General features: G+C 63.6%; 11 protein-coding genes. 3 read left to right on the top strand and 8 right to left on the bottom strand.

All coding sequences use genetic code 11. The features are described from left to right. Positions 1-12 precede the first annotated feature (12 nt). Positions 13-1,314 carry a UDP-N-acetylglucosamine 1-carboxyvinyltransferase gene (locus tag AACH55_RS23470; RefSeq protein ID WP_338717072.1) on the bottom strand — a complete coding sequence of 434 codons (1,302 nt, stop codon included), beginning with the start codon at positions 1,312-1,314 and terminating at the stop codon, positions 13-15. 251 nt (positions 1,315-1,565) lie between these two features. On the opposite strand from AACH55_RS23470, the gene AACH55_RS23465 reads away from it, so the two are divergent. After that, the gene (locus AACH55_RS23465; RefSeq protein WP_338717071.1) at positions 1,566-2,738 is read left to right on the top strand and encodes a serine hydrolase; all 1,173 of its coding nucleotides are present in this window, start codon (positions 1,566-1,568) and stop codon (positions 2,736-2,738) included. On the opposite strand, the gene AACH55_RS23460 is transcribed toward AACH55_RS23465, so the two are convergent. The 7 genes from AACH55_RS23460 to xylF form a co-directional block, all read right to left on the bottom strand. After that, entirely contained in the window at positions 2,719-4,224 is a 1,506-nt protein-coding gene (locus tag AACH55_RS23460; RefSeq protein WP_338717070.1) for a GGDEF domain-containing protein, read from the bottom strand. The genes AACH55_RS23465 and AACH55_RS23460 overlap by 20 nt on opposite strands. 117 nt (positions 4,225-4,341) lie before the next feature. Next, positions 4,342-5,268 carry an amidohydrolase family protein gene (locus AACH55_RS23455; RefSeq protein WP_338717069.1) on the bottom strand — a complete coding sequence of 309 codons (927 nt, stop codon included), beginning with the start codon at positions 5,266-5,268 and terminating at the stop codon, positions 4,342-4,344. Position 5,269: 1 nt separating this feature from the next. Beyond that, positions 5,270-7,054 carry an IlvD/Edd family dehydratase gene (locus tag AACH55_RS23450; RefSeq protein ID WP_338717068.1) on the bottom strand — a complete coding sequence of 595 codons (1,785 nt, stop codon included), beginning with the start codon at positions 7,052-7,054 and terminating at the stop codon, positions 5,270-5,272. A 33-nt stretch (positions 7,055-7,087) separates the two neighbouring features. Next, on the bottom strand, positions 7,088-7,879 hold the full coding sequence (locus AACH55_RS23445; protein ID WP_338717067.1) for an SDR family oxidoreductase: 792 nt from the start codon (positions 7,877-7,879) through the stop codon (positions 7,088-7,090). A 77-nt stretch (positions 7,880-7,956) separates the two neighbouring features. After that, on the bottom strand, positions 7,957-9,090 hold the full coding sequence (locus AACH55_RS23440) for a sugar ABC transporter permease (RefSeq protein ID WP_338720397.1): 1,134 nt from the start codon (positions 9,088-9,090) through the stop codon (positions 7,957-7,959). A gap of 82 nt (positions 9,091-9,172) precedes the next feature. Continuing rightward, the gene (xylG, locus tag AACH55_RS23435; RefSeq protein ID WP_338717066.1) at positions 9,173-10,729 is read right to left on the bottom strand and encodes a D-xylose ABC transporter ATP-binding protein; all 1,557 of its coding nucleotides are present in this window, start codon (positions 10,727-10,729) and stop codon (positions 9,173-9,175) included. Positions 10,730-10,833: 104 nt separating this feature from the next. Then, positions 10,834-11,850, bottom strand: coding sequence for a D-xylose ABC transporter substrate-binding protein (gene xylF / locus AACH55_RS23430; RefSeq protein ID WP_338717065.1), 1,017 nt, complete (start codon positions 11,848-11,850; stop codon positions 10,834-10,836). Between the two features lie 324 nt (positions 11,851-12,174). On the opposite strand from xylF, the gene AACH55_RS23425 reads away from it, so the two are divergent. Both AACH55_RS23425 and AACH55_RS23420 read left to right on the top strand, forming a co-directional pair. Beyond that, a complete protein-coding gene (locus AACH55_RS23425; RefSeq protein WP_338717064.1) occupies positions 12,175-13,440 on the top strand; it encodes a DNA-binding transcriptional regulator in 1,266 nt (421 codons plus the stop codon). Next, the gene (locus AACH55_RS23420; RefSeq protein WP_338717063.1) at positions 13,437-14,501 is read left to right on the top strand and encodes an aldose epimerase family protein; all 1,065 of its coding nucleotides are present in this window, start codon (positions 13,437-13,439) and stop codon (positions 14,499-14,501) included. Before AACH55_RS23425 ends, AACH55_RS23420 begins: the two co-directional genes overlap by 4 nt. Positions 14,502-14,539: the final 38 nt, after the last annotated feature.

Here is a 14,539-nt window from a genome sequence, read left to right as displayed (position 1 = left end):
ACGGAAACCGCTTCAGTCTTCCTCGACCCAATCCACCACGGCCCCCAGCGAACGCAGGTTTTCCACGAACTTAGGATGGGCGCGGCGGATCGGCAGGGCATTGCGGATTTCGGAGCGGCCTTCGATGCTGGCGGCCACCATGAACAGGGCGATGGCCACGCGGATGATGTAGGGGCTCTCCACCGAGGCCGGCGAGAGCGGCAGTCCGCCGAAGGTGATGAGGCGATGCGGATCGCCCAGGAACACGTGGGCACCGAACTTGGAGAGTTCGCTGCTCCAGCCCATGGCACCGTCGTAGATCTTGTTCCAGAACATGGTATTGCCCTCGGCCTTGACGCCCAGGGCGATGAAGATGGGCAGCAGGTCCACCGGAAGATACGGCCAGGGCGCCGCTTCCACCTTGGTCAGGATGTTGCTGGTAAAGGGTTTGACGACCTTGAGCGGGCCGTTCTGGCGGGTGTGCGACCAGCCGTTTTCATGCACCACTTCCACGCCGAACTTGGCGAAGGTGCGGTCGATCAGCGGGAACTGTTGGGGCGCGCTGTTGCGCACCCGGACCTGACCACCGGTGATGGCGCCCATGGCGAGGAAGGTGGCGATCTCGTGGAAATCCTCGTCGAAGCGGAATTCGCCGCCACCCAGCTGGCCGCCGCCGCGCACGCTCACGCGCGAGGTGCCGATGCCCTCGATCTGCACGCCCATCATCGCTATGAAACGGCAGAACTCCTGCACGTGCGGTTCGGAAGCCGCATTGGTGAGCACCGATTCGCCCTCGGCCGCAGCGGCGCACAGCACGAAGTTCTCGGTGGTGGTGACCGAGGCATAGTCCAGCCAGTGATGGTTGGCCTGCATGCGGCCGTGGGTGCGGATGATGAGCGAATCAGGACTGCTTTCGACCTGGGCGCCAAAGCGCTGGAATACCTCGACGTGGGGATCGATCTCGCGCACGCCCAGGGTGCAGCCCTTGACGTCGTTTTCCAGCCGCGCCACGCCGAAGCGCGCCAACAGCGGTGGCACCAGCATGATGGAGGAACGCATCTCCTCCGGCAGATGGTGGATCTTGGGATCGAAACGGGTATCGCGGTGATGCAGCTCCAGCACGCCGCTGGCATAGTCCACCTTCACCTCGCTGCCCAGCACGCGGAAGATCTCCAGGATCTTCTTGACGTCGGTGATCTCGGGAATGCCGATCAGCCGCAGCGGCTGGTCGGTCAACAGCGTGGCACAGAGGATGGGGAGGACCGCATTCTTGTTGGCGGAAGGGATGATGTCGCCGCGCAGCGGGCGGCCACCGTGTACGATGAGATTGGACATGAAGAAATCAACGGTTCAGTCAGACGGGAGTGCGCCGGAAGCAGCCTGCCCCGGCCGGGAATGGACAGATTATGCGCCGCCCGGTTGCAGCGAGGGAAGCAAATTATGGTGCGCTCGGGGCGTGGCTCGGGGTTTGTCGCCTTGTCATCTTCTTCACCGGTGGATGCACCAAGCTCAAGGGTGCTGCATCAAAAGCCAAGTTTCCGTATCATGGCCGGTCTTGGATGAACGCACCGACAAGGTTTTCGACGATGTTTTGCACGCAGCAGTCCCGTTCCGGTAATGATTTACGCTTTTTCCTGTTGATCCTGCGCCGCGCCGGCGTGCTGGCACGCCTGCTGATGTGCAGCGTCCTGCTGCTGGTGTTGACGGCGCTCTCCGGCAAGGTCAGCGAAGCCCAGGCCGCCGGTTCCACGGCGGGCAAGCATCGTCCCGCCACCAGCGGTGCCAAGGGCCGCAAACGCAGCGTGCGCAAGAAGGCGGCGGCGCCAGCGGCGCGCAGCGCGCACCATGTCCGCCGTCGCGGCCATGCGGCGGCAGCCTCCGCCGCTGCGGTGGGCGCGGCAAGCACGGCCGCAGTGACCAGCGCAGCCACCGCAGCCACCGCCGCCACCCCGGCGGCGGCGACCAACACCAAGCCGGAGCTGCTCTCGCGTTGCGGCTTCACGGAAGCCTCGCGCCGCCACATCTTCTCGCGTGGCGTGTATGTGCTGGATGAACAGACCAATACCCCGCTCTTTGAACGCAACCCCGATACGGTCGCGCCCATCGCCTCGGTGAGCAAGCTGATGACGGCCATCGTCTGGCTGGACCAGAAATCGCTGCCCATGAACCAGCGTCTGGAGGTGACCGAGGACGATCTGGACAACCTCAAGTTCACCCATTCGCGTCTGAACGTGGGTGCGAGCCTCTCGCGTGCGGACATGCTGCACATTGCCCTGATGTCGTCCGAAAACCGTGCGGCCGCCGCCATCAGCCGCGACTATCCGGGTGGCCGTCCGGCCTTCGTGGCGGCCATGAATGCGCGCGCCAGGGAGTTGGGCATGAGCCATACCCATTTCGAGAACGGCACCGGCCTCTCGCCCGAGAATGTCTCGACCCCGCGCGAGCTGGCCGAACTGGTCAAGGCGGCCAATCGCTACCAGCTCATCCGCAATGATTCGCTGGACAAGCAGAAGATCATCAACATCGGACGCGGCCAGTTGCAGTACATCAATTCCAACCGCCTGATCCGCTACGGCCAGGTCAACGCCTCGCTGCAGAAGACCGGCTTCATCAACGAATCCGGCCACAACATGGTGCTGCGCCTGCTGGTGCATGACCGCCGTCCGGTGATCGTCACCATGCTGGGCAGCGATACCGCCGAGGGCTCGCGCCTGGATGGCGTGCGCATCGCCAAGTGGCTCAACTGTTCGCTGAACTGAACTGCCATCCGGCCGGCGCCATCTCGGCCGGCGCCTGGAACAGGCGCGCGCGGTTGCGGCCTTCGCGCTTGGCCTGATAGAGCGCCTGGTCGGCCGCCTTCACCACTTCCTCGACACTGCGGTGCACGCTGCGGTCCAGGCAGGCTATGCCGATGCTGATGGTGAGGCGGCCGAAGGGACTGCGTTCATGCGGGATCTTCTGCGCCTGCAGCGCCGCAAGGATCTGCTTGGCCACATGCAGTGCGCCCTCGGCATCGGCTTCGTCGAGCAGCGCCACGAATTCCTCGCCGCCATAGCGTCCGCTCCGGTCGCAATGTCGGGCGACCGCGCCCCTGATGCAACGGGCCACGGCCACCAGGGCATAATCGCCCGCCTTATGGCCATAGGTATCGTTGTAGAGCTTGAAGAAATCCACATCCGCAAACAGCACCGCAAAGCGCGCCATTTCATTACGCTGGGCTTTGTGCCATGCCCCTTGCAAGCTCTCGTCGAGGGCGCGGCGGTTCAGCAGGCCGGTCAGTTTGTCGGTGCGGGCCTGCTCTTCCAGTTGCTGGTCCAGCTTGCTGCGGCGGAAGAATTCGTCGCGCAGCCGGCTGATGAGATAGATGCCGGCGATACTGAAGGCTGCCATCAGGAACACGACCGCATACAGCATGCGCGTCCATTCACCGAACAGTTCACGCTTGGCCCATCCGATGAAGACCACCCAGCGGTTCTGCGGGATGCGCACATAGGCATACAGGCGTTGCACTTCATCCTGCGGGGAGCGCGCGAAATAGCTGCCTTCGGCGGGCGAGTCTGGCGACAGCATGGTATGCAGATGCGGGAGATGACCCGCCTGCGATCCGATGAAGGCCTCGTCGTAAGGCTGGCGCATGTAGGCGACTCCATTCATGGAATAGAGCGAGATGACGGCATGCTTGTCCAGTGACAGGCCCTCGAAGAGCTGCCGGAAATAGTCCAGGTACAGCACCATGAAGGCGATGCCGGCAAAACTGCCATCCACCTCCACCAGGCGCTTGGAGAGCACGATCACGTGGACGCGCCGTTCGATGCGCACCGACAGCGGTGGCGAGACGTACAGCGTGGCGCCTGCGTCGTTGCGCGGAACGTCGAAGAAATCGCGTCCCGAAAAGAGCCCGGGCATGATCTCGCCCAGTACCGGCGAACCGACCACCAGTTCGCCTTCGGCATTGACGATGCCCTGCGCGGCGATATAGCTGGCCTCGACCTTTTCGCCCAGCAGGAATTCCAGCTGCTGTTGCGCGGGCATGCTGTGCAGCCGGGTATGGCGATAGCGCCAGGCCAGGCTGTCCAGGGCCAGCGAGAGCAGTTCCATGTTGCGCGAGATCGAGCGTTGCGCAATGCGCGCCACGTTCAGGGCATGATTGATCGAGCTGCGTTCTATCTGCTTGTAGCTCTGATAGAGCACCAGCGCGGTGATGACGGCTGCCATCAGCGCCAGGACGCAGATGATCAGGGTCATGTTGCGTTTGAGGCGTTTGATTTTTATCTCCCCTTACCTTGTCATGACAAGACTTCCCTCGATGCAATATCGCACCGGGAATTGCGCTTGGCAATGAAAAGGAATCCGGGGAAAACCTTATGGCATCAGGCCATAAATCCGCGCCGAGGATTCACCCCACAAGGCATCCTGATCAGCGGGAGAAAGACGTTTGGCCGCCCATTCGCGTACCACCGCCACCACCCGTGCATAGGAGGCAGCGAGCAGGCACACGGGCCAGTCCGAACCGAACATGAGGCGCTGCGGACCGAACAGCTCCAGCGCCGTATCGAGGCATTGCACGATGTGATCGAAGTCGCGCGTGCACAGGCCGCGCAGCCAGTCGGCTTCGGTCAGCAGGCCCGAGATCTTGCAGGCCACGTGCGGCATGGCGGTCAGTTCACGCATTTCCTGGCGCCAGCGTTCGAAGGCGGCGCGGCCCTTGCGGAATTCCTTCAGGGCCGGTTTGCCGAGATGGTTCAAGACCACCCAGTGCTGGTCATGCAGCGCGCAGAGCTGGCGCAGTTGCGGCAGGTGGCGTTCATGGGCCAGCACGTCCAGCACGTAATCACGCTCCTGCAGCCAGCGTACGCCGCGATGGAATTGCGGTCGGGACAGCAGCAGGCCGGCATCATCGTCTTCCTGCATGGGATGGCGCAGTCCCAACAGCTTGGACCGGCCCCACTGCTCCATGCGCTCGGCCAGTTGCGGCGCGGCGATGTCGTCCCAGGCGATCACGCCGGCAATGCGCGCATCACGCCGCGCCATCTCCAGCAGGAAGCCGGTTTCCTCGCGGCCCGGACGGGCTTGCACCGTGATCGACGCATGCAGGCCCTGCGCCTCCAGCAGCGGCTGGAACTGGTAGGGCAGGCGGTCTTGCGCCAGCAGGTCCATGCCGGTACCGATCCAGGGATAGTCCTCGGAACGGTAGCGCCAGAAGTGCTGGTGCGCATCGATGCGCATCGGCCCCTTGATCCTTCTCACCGGGGCCGGTGGCATGCGCAATTCACGATGCAGGGTCAGCATGTCAGTGATTGTGCCGGGGCATGGTTTGCGCCACGCCCTGGTACTTCAAGGCCAGTTCCATGCAGGCACCGGTCTCCAGCTGACCGACCGTGCTGCGATAGATTTCCTGCCAGGGCGTCTGGCTGGGCGGTACCGGCGGGATGCCTTCGCTCTTGCGACGCGCCAGTTCTTCCTCGCTGATGAGCATGTTGCATTCACCGGTGTTGAGATCGATGCGCACGCGGTCGCCATCGCGCAGATACGCCAGACCACCACCGACGGCGCTCTCGGGCGAGGCATTGAGGATGGAGGGGCTGTCGGAAGTGCCGGACTGGCGGCCATCGCCCAGCGTGGGCAGGGTCGAGATGCCGCGCTTGATGAGCGCGTCCGGCGGTTGCATGTTGACCACCTCGGCCGAACCGGGCCAGCCTACCGGACCGGCACCGCGAATGGCCAGCAGGGTGTTCTCGTCGATCTGCAGTGCCGGATCGTTGATGCGGGCGTGGTAGTCGTCCGAACCATCGAAGACCACGGCACGGCATTCGAAGATGTTCTCCTGGCCGGGCGTGCTCAGATAGCGCTCGCGGAAAGTGTCCGAAATCACGCTGGTCTTCATGATGGCGAAGTCGAACAGGTTGCCCTTCAACACCAGGAAACCGGCGCGTTCGCGCAGCGGCGCGGAAAATGCGTAAATCATTTCCCTATCCTGCGACTGACGGCCCTGCAGGTTCTCGGCCATGGTCTTGCCGGTGGCGGTGATGCGCCCGGCGCGCAGCTTGCCGGCCTGCTGCAGTTCCCACATGATGGCCGGTACGCCGCCAGCGCGGTGGAATCGTTCACCGAGGTACTTGCCGGCCGGCTGCATGTTCAAGAGCAGCGGCACATCGTAACCATACTGCATCCAGTCTTCCGAATGCAGTTCCACGCCCGCATGGCGTGCCATGGCCATGATGTGCGGCTGGGCATTGGTGGAGCCGCCGATGGCCGCGTTGACGACGATGGCATCGAGGAAGGCGTCGCGCGTGAGGATGGCCGAAGGACGCAGGTCTTCGTACGCCATGCCGACGATGCGGCGGCCGGTCTCGTAGGCCATCTGGCCGCGTTCGCGGTAGGGCGCGGGGATGGCCGAGCAGCCGGTCAGCGACATGCCCAGCGCTTCGGCCATGGCGTTCATGGTGGAGGCGGTGCCCATGGTGTTGCAGTGGCCGGAAGAGGGCGCGGAGGCAGCGGCGATCTCCAGGAATTTCTCGTTGTCGATGGTGCCGGCCGAGAGCAGCTTGCGGCCTTTCCAGATGGCCGAGCCGGAACCGACCAGCTCGCCGTCCATCCAGCCATCCAGCATGGGGCCGCCGGAGAGCACGATGGCCGGGATGTCCACGGTAGCGGCCGCCATGATCTGCGAGGGCGTGGTCTTGTCGCAGCCGGTGGTGAGCACCACGGCATCGATGGGATAGCCATGCAGGATTTCCACCAGACCCAGGTAGGCCAGGTTGCGGTCGATGGCGGCGGTCGGACGGCGGCAGTTCTCGAAGATGGGATGCAGCGGAAACTCCATCGGAATCCCGCCCGCATCGCGGATGCCGTCGCGCACCCGCTTGGCCAGTTCCAGATGGATGCGGTTGCACGGGCTGATGTCGCTGCCGCTCTGGGCGATGCCGATGATGGGACGGCCCGAGCGCAGTTCTTCGGCGGTGATGCCGTAGTTCATGAAGCGCTCCAGGTAGAGCGCGGTCATGTCGATGTGGTCGGGGTTGTCGAACCAGTCCTGGGAGCGGAAGCGACGGGGTGTGGCGGTAGGCTTGTTCATGGAGTCCTCTGGGCCGCAAGGCGTGTAGTGAAATTACGCGCCCAGCCAGCCGGCATCGACGTAGTATTCGCGACCGGTGCACTTGGCGCCGCTGTCGGAGGACAGGAACAGCGCCAGTGCAGCGACGTCATGCGGATCGATGCGGGTAGGCAGGCATTGCGCAGCCAGGATTTTCGCCTCTTCTTCGGGTGTGTGCCAGAGCAGGGTCTGACGCGGGGTGCGGATGGCCCCCGGAATGATGGCATTGACGCGTACGCCCTCGCGCCCGAAGTCGCGCGCCATGCCGCGGGTCATGCCTTCGATGCCGGCCTTGGCGGTCATGTACAGGGTGAGGTCCGGCAGGCCCAGGTGCCAGGAGATCGAACCGAAATTGAGGATCACGCCCTGCTTGCGCTCACGCATGCCCGGCAATACCGCCTGGGCGCAGAAGAACTGATGGCGCAGGTTGACCGCCAGGCGCTCATCCCAGTAGGCGGGGGTGACGGCCTCGGTCTTGTGGCGGTCATCGTTGGCAGCGTTGTTGATGAGGATGTCGACACCACCCATGACGGTCTCGATCTCGGTGAAGGTGGCGCGCAGGGCTTCCAGGTTCATCAGGTTGCAGGGGAAAAAGCGCGGTGTGATCGCGGCATCCTTGAGCGAGGCCACCAGTGCCTCCGAGGAGTCGGTGGCGATATCCAGGAAGCAGACCTGCGCGCCTTGCCCGACGAAGGCTTCCACCAGGGCCGCACCGATGCCGCTGCCGCCGCCGGTGATGACGACGCGTTTGCCGGCGAGGCTGCGATAGAGGGCGTGTTCGAAGACGGGGGTGGTAGCTGCGGTCATGCTTGGTTACTCCAGAGGATAGGATGGGCCGCTGGTGCGGCCCGGAAACGATATAAATGATTTGTAATACTGGTGGATCAGCGGCCTGAACGGGTACTCACGTCGACCCACACCGCCAGCACCAGGATGCTGCCCTTGACGATCATCTGCCAGTAGGTTCCCACGTCCAGCATGGACATGCCATTGTCCAGACTGGCCATGACCAGGGCGCCAATAAGCGCGCCATAGATGGTGCCGGAGCCGCCGCGCATGGAAGTGCCGCCGATGAAGCAGGCCGCGATCGCATCGAGTTCACCCATGTTGCCAGCCGACGGCGAGCCTGCCGCCAGGCGCGCCGTATTGACCAGCCCGGCCAGTGCGCACATCAGGCCCATGATGCCGAACACCCACAGCTTGACGGCCTGCACGTTCACGCCCGACAGGCGGGTGGCTTCCATGTTGCTGCCCACCGAATAGATGCGGCGGCCGAACACGGTCTGCGTGCTCACGTAGCTGAACAGGCCCAGCAGCGCCAGCAACAGCAGCACCGGCACGGGGATGCCGTCATAGCTGTTGAGCGTGCGCACGAAGGCCAGCAGCACCGCGCCGATCACCAGCACCTTCAGGCCATCGCGCCACAGCGCCACCAGCGGCAGGCCATGACGGCTGCGGTTGACGCGGCTCATCCACGTCAGCGCCACGGCCAGCACGAACAGCGCAATGCCCAGCGCCACACCGATCTGCGGCGGCAGATAGCCCTGGCCGAGATAGACCATGTTGTCCGACACCGGCGCAATGGTGAGGCCGCCGGTGATGCCCAGCAGGATGCCGCGGAAGGCCAGCATGCCGCCCAGGCCGACGATGAAGGAGGGGATGCCCAGATAAGCCGTCAGGTAGCCGTTCAACAGACCGAGCCCGAGTCCGAAGCCCAGCGCCAGCACCAGGTTCAGTGCCAGCGGCAGATGATGGCTCACATCCAGCAGCGCGGCGATGCCGCCCAGCAGGCCCAGCAGCGAACCCACCGACAGGTCGATTTCGCCGGCGATGATGACCAGCACCATGCCGCAGGCCAGGATGCCGGTCACCGACATCTGGCGCAGCAGGTTGGAGAGATTGCGGGGTGTCACGAAACCGCCATCGGTCATGAAGCTGAAGAAGCCCCAGATGATGGCGATGGCGATCAAGAGCGCAATGATCTTGTAGCGGCGAAACACCAGCTTCAGATTGGCCATGCCGCCCGCTCCACCGACCGCACCGCCGGTGGCGCTGCTCAGATTGCTTGTAGTCATACCGAATTCACCTTGTGATGTTTTGTCAGACCGCCACCGCGCGTGGGGACGCTTGCGGGACGGGCTGGTTGATGGCAGCGGCCAGCACGGTTTCCTGGCTCAGGTTGTCGTTGATGAAGTCGCCGCGCAGTTTGCCTTCGCCGATCACCAGCACGCGGTCCGACACGCCGAGCACTTCGGCCAGTTCGGAGGAGACCATGATGATGGCCAGGCCCAGTTTGGCCAGCTCCGAGATGAGCCGGTAGATTTCCGCCTTGGCGCCCACGTCCACGCCGCGCGTGGGTTCGTCCAGGATCAGCACCTTGGGCTGGGCCAGCAGCATCTTCGAGAGCACCGCCTTCTGCTGGTTGCCGCCCGACAGCCCCGTGATGGGCAGGAAGGGCGAGGCCGTCTTGACGCGCAGGCGGCTGATCTCGTCCTGGATGGTTTTCAGTTCGGCGCTACTGTCGATGCGGGTGCCACGCGAGAAGCGGTTCAACACCGTCAGCGTGATGTTCTGGCCCACGTCCAGATCGGGCACGATGCCGTGGTGCTTGCGGTCTTCCGGCACCATGCACAGGCCCTGGCGGATGGACTTCAGGGGCGAGCCGGTATCGGCCGGCTTGCCCTCCAGCAGCACCTGCCCTTCGTAACGTCCGCGGTAGGCGCCGAAGATGGCTGACACCAGTTCGGTACGCCCCGCACCGACCAGTCCGGCAATGCCCAGGATCTCGCCCCGGCGCACGCTGAAGGAAACATCATCGACCCGCTTGCGACGTGGATTGTCGATGTCGTAGCAGGTGATGTGGCGGGCTTCGAGCACCACTTCGCCGATGGCGTGATTGCGCTCGGGATACATGGCGGTGATTTCGCGGCCGACCATCTGCGTGATGATCTTGTCCACGTCCATCTCCTGCATGGGCGTGGTGGCGATGTGCCTGCCATCGCGGATCACCGAGATGGTGTCGCAGATCTCGGCCACTTCGTCGAGCTTGTGGGAGATGTAGACGCAGGCCACGCCGCGCGCCTTCAGGTCCTTGATGATCTTCAACAGCACTGCGATCTCGGAGGCGGTGAGCGACGACGAGGGTTCATCCAGGATCAGCAGGCGCGCATCCTTGTTGAGCGCCTTGGCGATCTCCACCAGTTGCTGATGGCCGCCGCCATATTGCGAGACCGGCAGGGCCACGTTGATGTCGGGCATGTTCAGTTCGCGCATCAGTTCTTCGGCGCGGCGATACATGGCCGGGTAGTTCATGCGTCCACCCGGCAGGGTGATCTCGTGGCCCATGAAGATGTTCTCGGCCACCGACAGCTCGGGGACCAGCATCAGTTCCTGGTGGATGATGACGATGCCGGCGGCTTCGGTGTCACGCACCGAATGGGCCTGCAACGGCTTGCCGTCCCACAGGATTTCGCCGTCCCAGGTGCCGTGGGGATAGACACCGGAGAGGATCTTCATCAGCGTCGATTTGCCCGCGCCGTTTTCACCGCACAGGCCCACGCATTCACCGGGCCGGATCTTGATGTCGATGCCGTCCAGGGCACGCACACCGCCAAAGCTCTTGACGATGCCTTTCATTTCTAACAGATACTCGGACATGCCTGTTCTTTCCAGTCAGTCTTCAGGGTCTGCGCCGCGCAGGGCGGCGCAGACGGCGATGCCGGCTGCTCCGGGGGATGCAGCCGGCATGCTTGAGTCAGCGATCAGCGGCCGTCGATCTGGGCCTGGGTGTAGAAGCCATCATCGACCAGCACCTTGACGTTTTCCTTGGTCAGCAGGATGGGTTTCAAGAGCAGGCTGTCGACCTTCTTGAAGCCGTTGTCATACTGGGCGTTGTAGGTCGGCTTCTCGTTGCGGGCCAGTTGCACGGACAGGTTGGCGGCTTCGGTGGCGATCTGCTTCAGGGGCTTGTAGACGGTCATGGTCTGGGTCCCGGCCACCACGCGCTTGACTGCGGCGAGATCGGCATCCTGACCCGAGACCGGCACCTTGCCGGCCAGCTTCTGCGCGGCCAGAGCCTGGATCGCGCCACCGGCAGTGCCGTCGTTGGAGGCCACGATGGCGTCGATCTTGTTGTTGTTGGCCGTCAGCGCATTCTCGACGATGGACAGCGCTTCGGTCGGGTTCCATTCCTTGACCCATTGCTGGCCGACGATCTTGATGTCGCCCTTGTCGATGTAGGGCTTCAACGCCTTCATCTGACCTTCGCGGAACATCTTGGCGTTGTTGTCGGTGGGCGAGCCGCCCAGGAGGAAGAAGTTGCCCTTGTTCTTGACCTTCAGGATGCCCTCGGCCTGCATTTCACCGACCTTCTCGTTATCGAAGGAGATGTAGGCATCGACATCGGCGTTGAGGATCAGGCGGTCATAGGACAGCACCTTGATGCCGGTCTTCTTGGCTTCCTTGATGGTGTTGGTCAGGACCGTGGCGTTGAAGGGGACGATCACGATCACGTCCACGCCGCGCGAGATCAGATTCTCGATCTGCGAAATCTGGCGTTGCTCGCTGGCATCGGCCGATTGCACATAGACCTTGGCGCCCAGCTTTTCGGCGGCGGCGGTGAAGAAGTCGCGGTCGCGCGCCCAGCGCTCCACGCGCAGGTCATCGATGGAAAAACCGATCTTGGGATTCTTGGCGTCGGCCATGGCGCTGCCGGCCACCATGGACAGGGTGGTCACGGTCATCAGCGCCAATACGGTCTTCTTCAGCATTGCCTTCATAGTCCAGTCTCCGATTTGAATTGAATTTGAATTGATTATGATTTTTGAAGCGGCATGACCGGGTGGAATCGGTGGCCCGTTTTGGGGCAATCTCTTCCGGGGGCGCTTGGGGCCGAGCTTGTCAGGATGGGGTCACGCCGCATGATGGTGCGAGGGGGAGTCTAGCCCCGTGCCAATCCCCTCTACAATTACGAAATTCACCAAACGGCTTAGTGATTCTTTTTGTTGCAGGAGCACATATCCGTCATTTCGACGATGGCTCGCTACAATTCGACGAACACAAGAACGGCGCGCCCGACGACGCCGGCAAACAGGAGACACAGCGTGGCAAAAACTCCCACGGTGCACCGGATTGCCTTGCTCTTCAATGGCAACAAGATTTTCGACCGGGAAATCATTTCCGGCATCGGCGAATACATTAGCAGCACCCGCGCCTCCTGGGACTTGTACCTGGAGGAGGATTTCCGCTGCCGCCCGCAGGGCATCGAGCGCTGGGCCGGGCACGGCATCATTGCCGACTTCGACGACCCCGTGACGACCGCCGCGCTGGAAGGCGTGCAGTTGCCGGTGGTGGCCATCGGCGGCTCCTATGCGGACCCCTCGCAATATCCGGCCAACCGGCCCTACGTGGCCACTGACAACTACAAGATGGTCAAGCTGGCCTACGACCACCTGATCGAAGCCGGCCTGCAGCATTTCGCCCTGTACAGCTTGCCCGAGTCGCCCTGCAACCGCTGGGCGCAGGAGCGCGAGCGCATCTTCACCGACCTCACCGGGGCGGACGGCATCACCGGTCACATCTATCGCGGCGTGGGCACCAGTGCGCAGTCCTGGGATACCGCCGTGGAGCAGCAGATCGCCTGGGTGCGCAGCCTGCCCAAGCCGGTGGGCATCATCGCCGTCACCGATGCGCGGGCGCGGCAGTTGTTGCAGGCCTGCCTGTTCGCCGGCATCGCGGTGCCGGAGCAGGTGGCGCTGATCGGGATCGACAATGATCCGCTGGCACGTGTGCTCACGCGCATTCCCCTGAGTTCGGTGATCCAGGGCAGCGTCGAGATGGGCCGCACCGCCGCCCACCTGCTGCACCAGATGCTGCATGGCGCGCGCTTTCCGGACACGCGCATCATGGTGCCGCCGGTGGGTATCAACGTGCTGGCTTCCAGCCGCCACGAGGTGCGCAATCATCCGCACGTGATGCAGGCGCTGCACTTCATCCGCCAGTACGCCTGTCAGGGCATCAAGACCGACCAGGTGGCCGACTACGTGGGCATCTCGCGCTCGTCGCTGGAATGGTATTTCCGCCGTGAGCTGGGCCGCAGCGTCCATGATGAGATCCTGCGCTTCAAGCTGGAGGCCGCCAAGCGCATGCTGGAACAGGCCGGCAGCCATGCCGCCGACATCGCCGTGAGCTGCGGTTTTACCACCGTGCAATACCTGCACGCCGTGTTCAAACGCGAACTGGGCTGCACGCCCAGGGAGTATCAGGAACAATTCGTCGCCGGACTGGAGCGCTCGGCTGCGCCGTCCGCCTCCGCCGTCCGACCCAAGAAGAAATCCACGGGGCCCTCCCTTCTTACCACCACAAAATGACGCACTTCACCCTCTCCCACACCACCTCCGCTGACGGTATCCGTCTCTACACCCTGCGCAATCACACCGGCATGCGCGTGACCATCAGCGACCTCGGCGCCACCATGGTCAACTGGTGGGCACCGGATCGCTATGGCCGTGAGGCCGATGTCCTGCTGGGCTTTGAGCGGGTCGAGCAATACGCGCACAACCCGGCGTATTTCGGCGCCATCGTCGGGCGCTGGGGTAACCGCATTGCCGGGGGACGTTTCGAACTCGACGGCGTGGCACATCAGGTCGATTGCAACGAAGGCGACAATCATCTGCATGGCGGTCGCGAAGGTTTCCATGCCCAGCGCTGGCAGGTGCAGCCCGATCCCGAAGGTCTGCGCCTGATGCTGGTCTCGCCGGCGGGGCAGGCGGGCTTTCCCGGCACGGTGATGGCGTCGGTGCTGTACCGGCTGGATGATGAGGGCCAGTTGCGCATCGACTACACCGCCACCAGCGATGCGGCCACGCCCATCAACCTGACCTCGCATGCCTACTTCAACCTCAATGGTGGCACCAGCGATATCCGCGATCACATCATCGCCATCGAGGCCGATGGCTACCTGCAGGTCGATGCCAGGCTGATTCCGGAAGGCCGCGCCGATGTGGCCGGCAGCGCCTTCGATTTCCGCCAGCCGGCCCCCATCGGCCCGCGCCTGGACTGGCCCGATCCGCAACTGAAACTGGCCGGTGGCTTCGACCATTGCTATTGCCTGCGCAGCGAACATGAACCGGCGCCGGGCGAGAGTCGCGTGGCGCAGACCCTGCGCGAGGTGGCCAGCGTCTACGAGCCGGGCTCGGGGCGCGAGTTGCGCGTTTCCACCACCGAGACGGGGTTGCAGTTCTATAGCGGCAATTTCCTCTCCGGTGTGCAGGGCCGGGGCGAGCAGCCGTATGCCATCCATGACGGCTTCTGCCTGGAGGCGCAGTCCTATCCCGATCAGGTCAACACGCCATTGCGCGAGGCCGTGATCCTGCGGCCGGGACAGGTGTACCGGCAGACCACGGTGTATCGCCTGGGGGTGCGGGACTGACGGCCTTGCGCCGCGAATACTTATTGAAAAATTTTTAG

It is taken from the genome of Herbaspirillum sp. DW155 (assembly GCF_037076565.1).
Taxonomy (GTDB): domain Bacteria; phylum Pseudomonadota; class Gammaproteobacteria; order Burkholderiales; family Burkholderiaceae_D; genus Herbaspirillum.
This window is presented reverse-complemented; position numbering and strand designations above follow the sequence as displayed.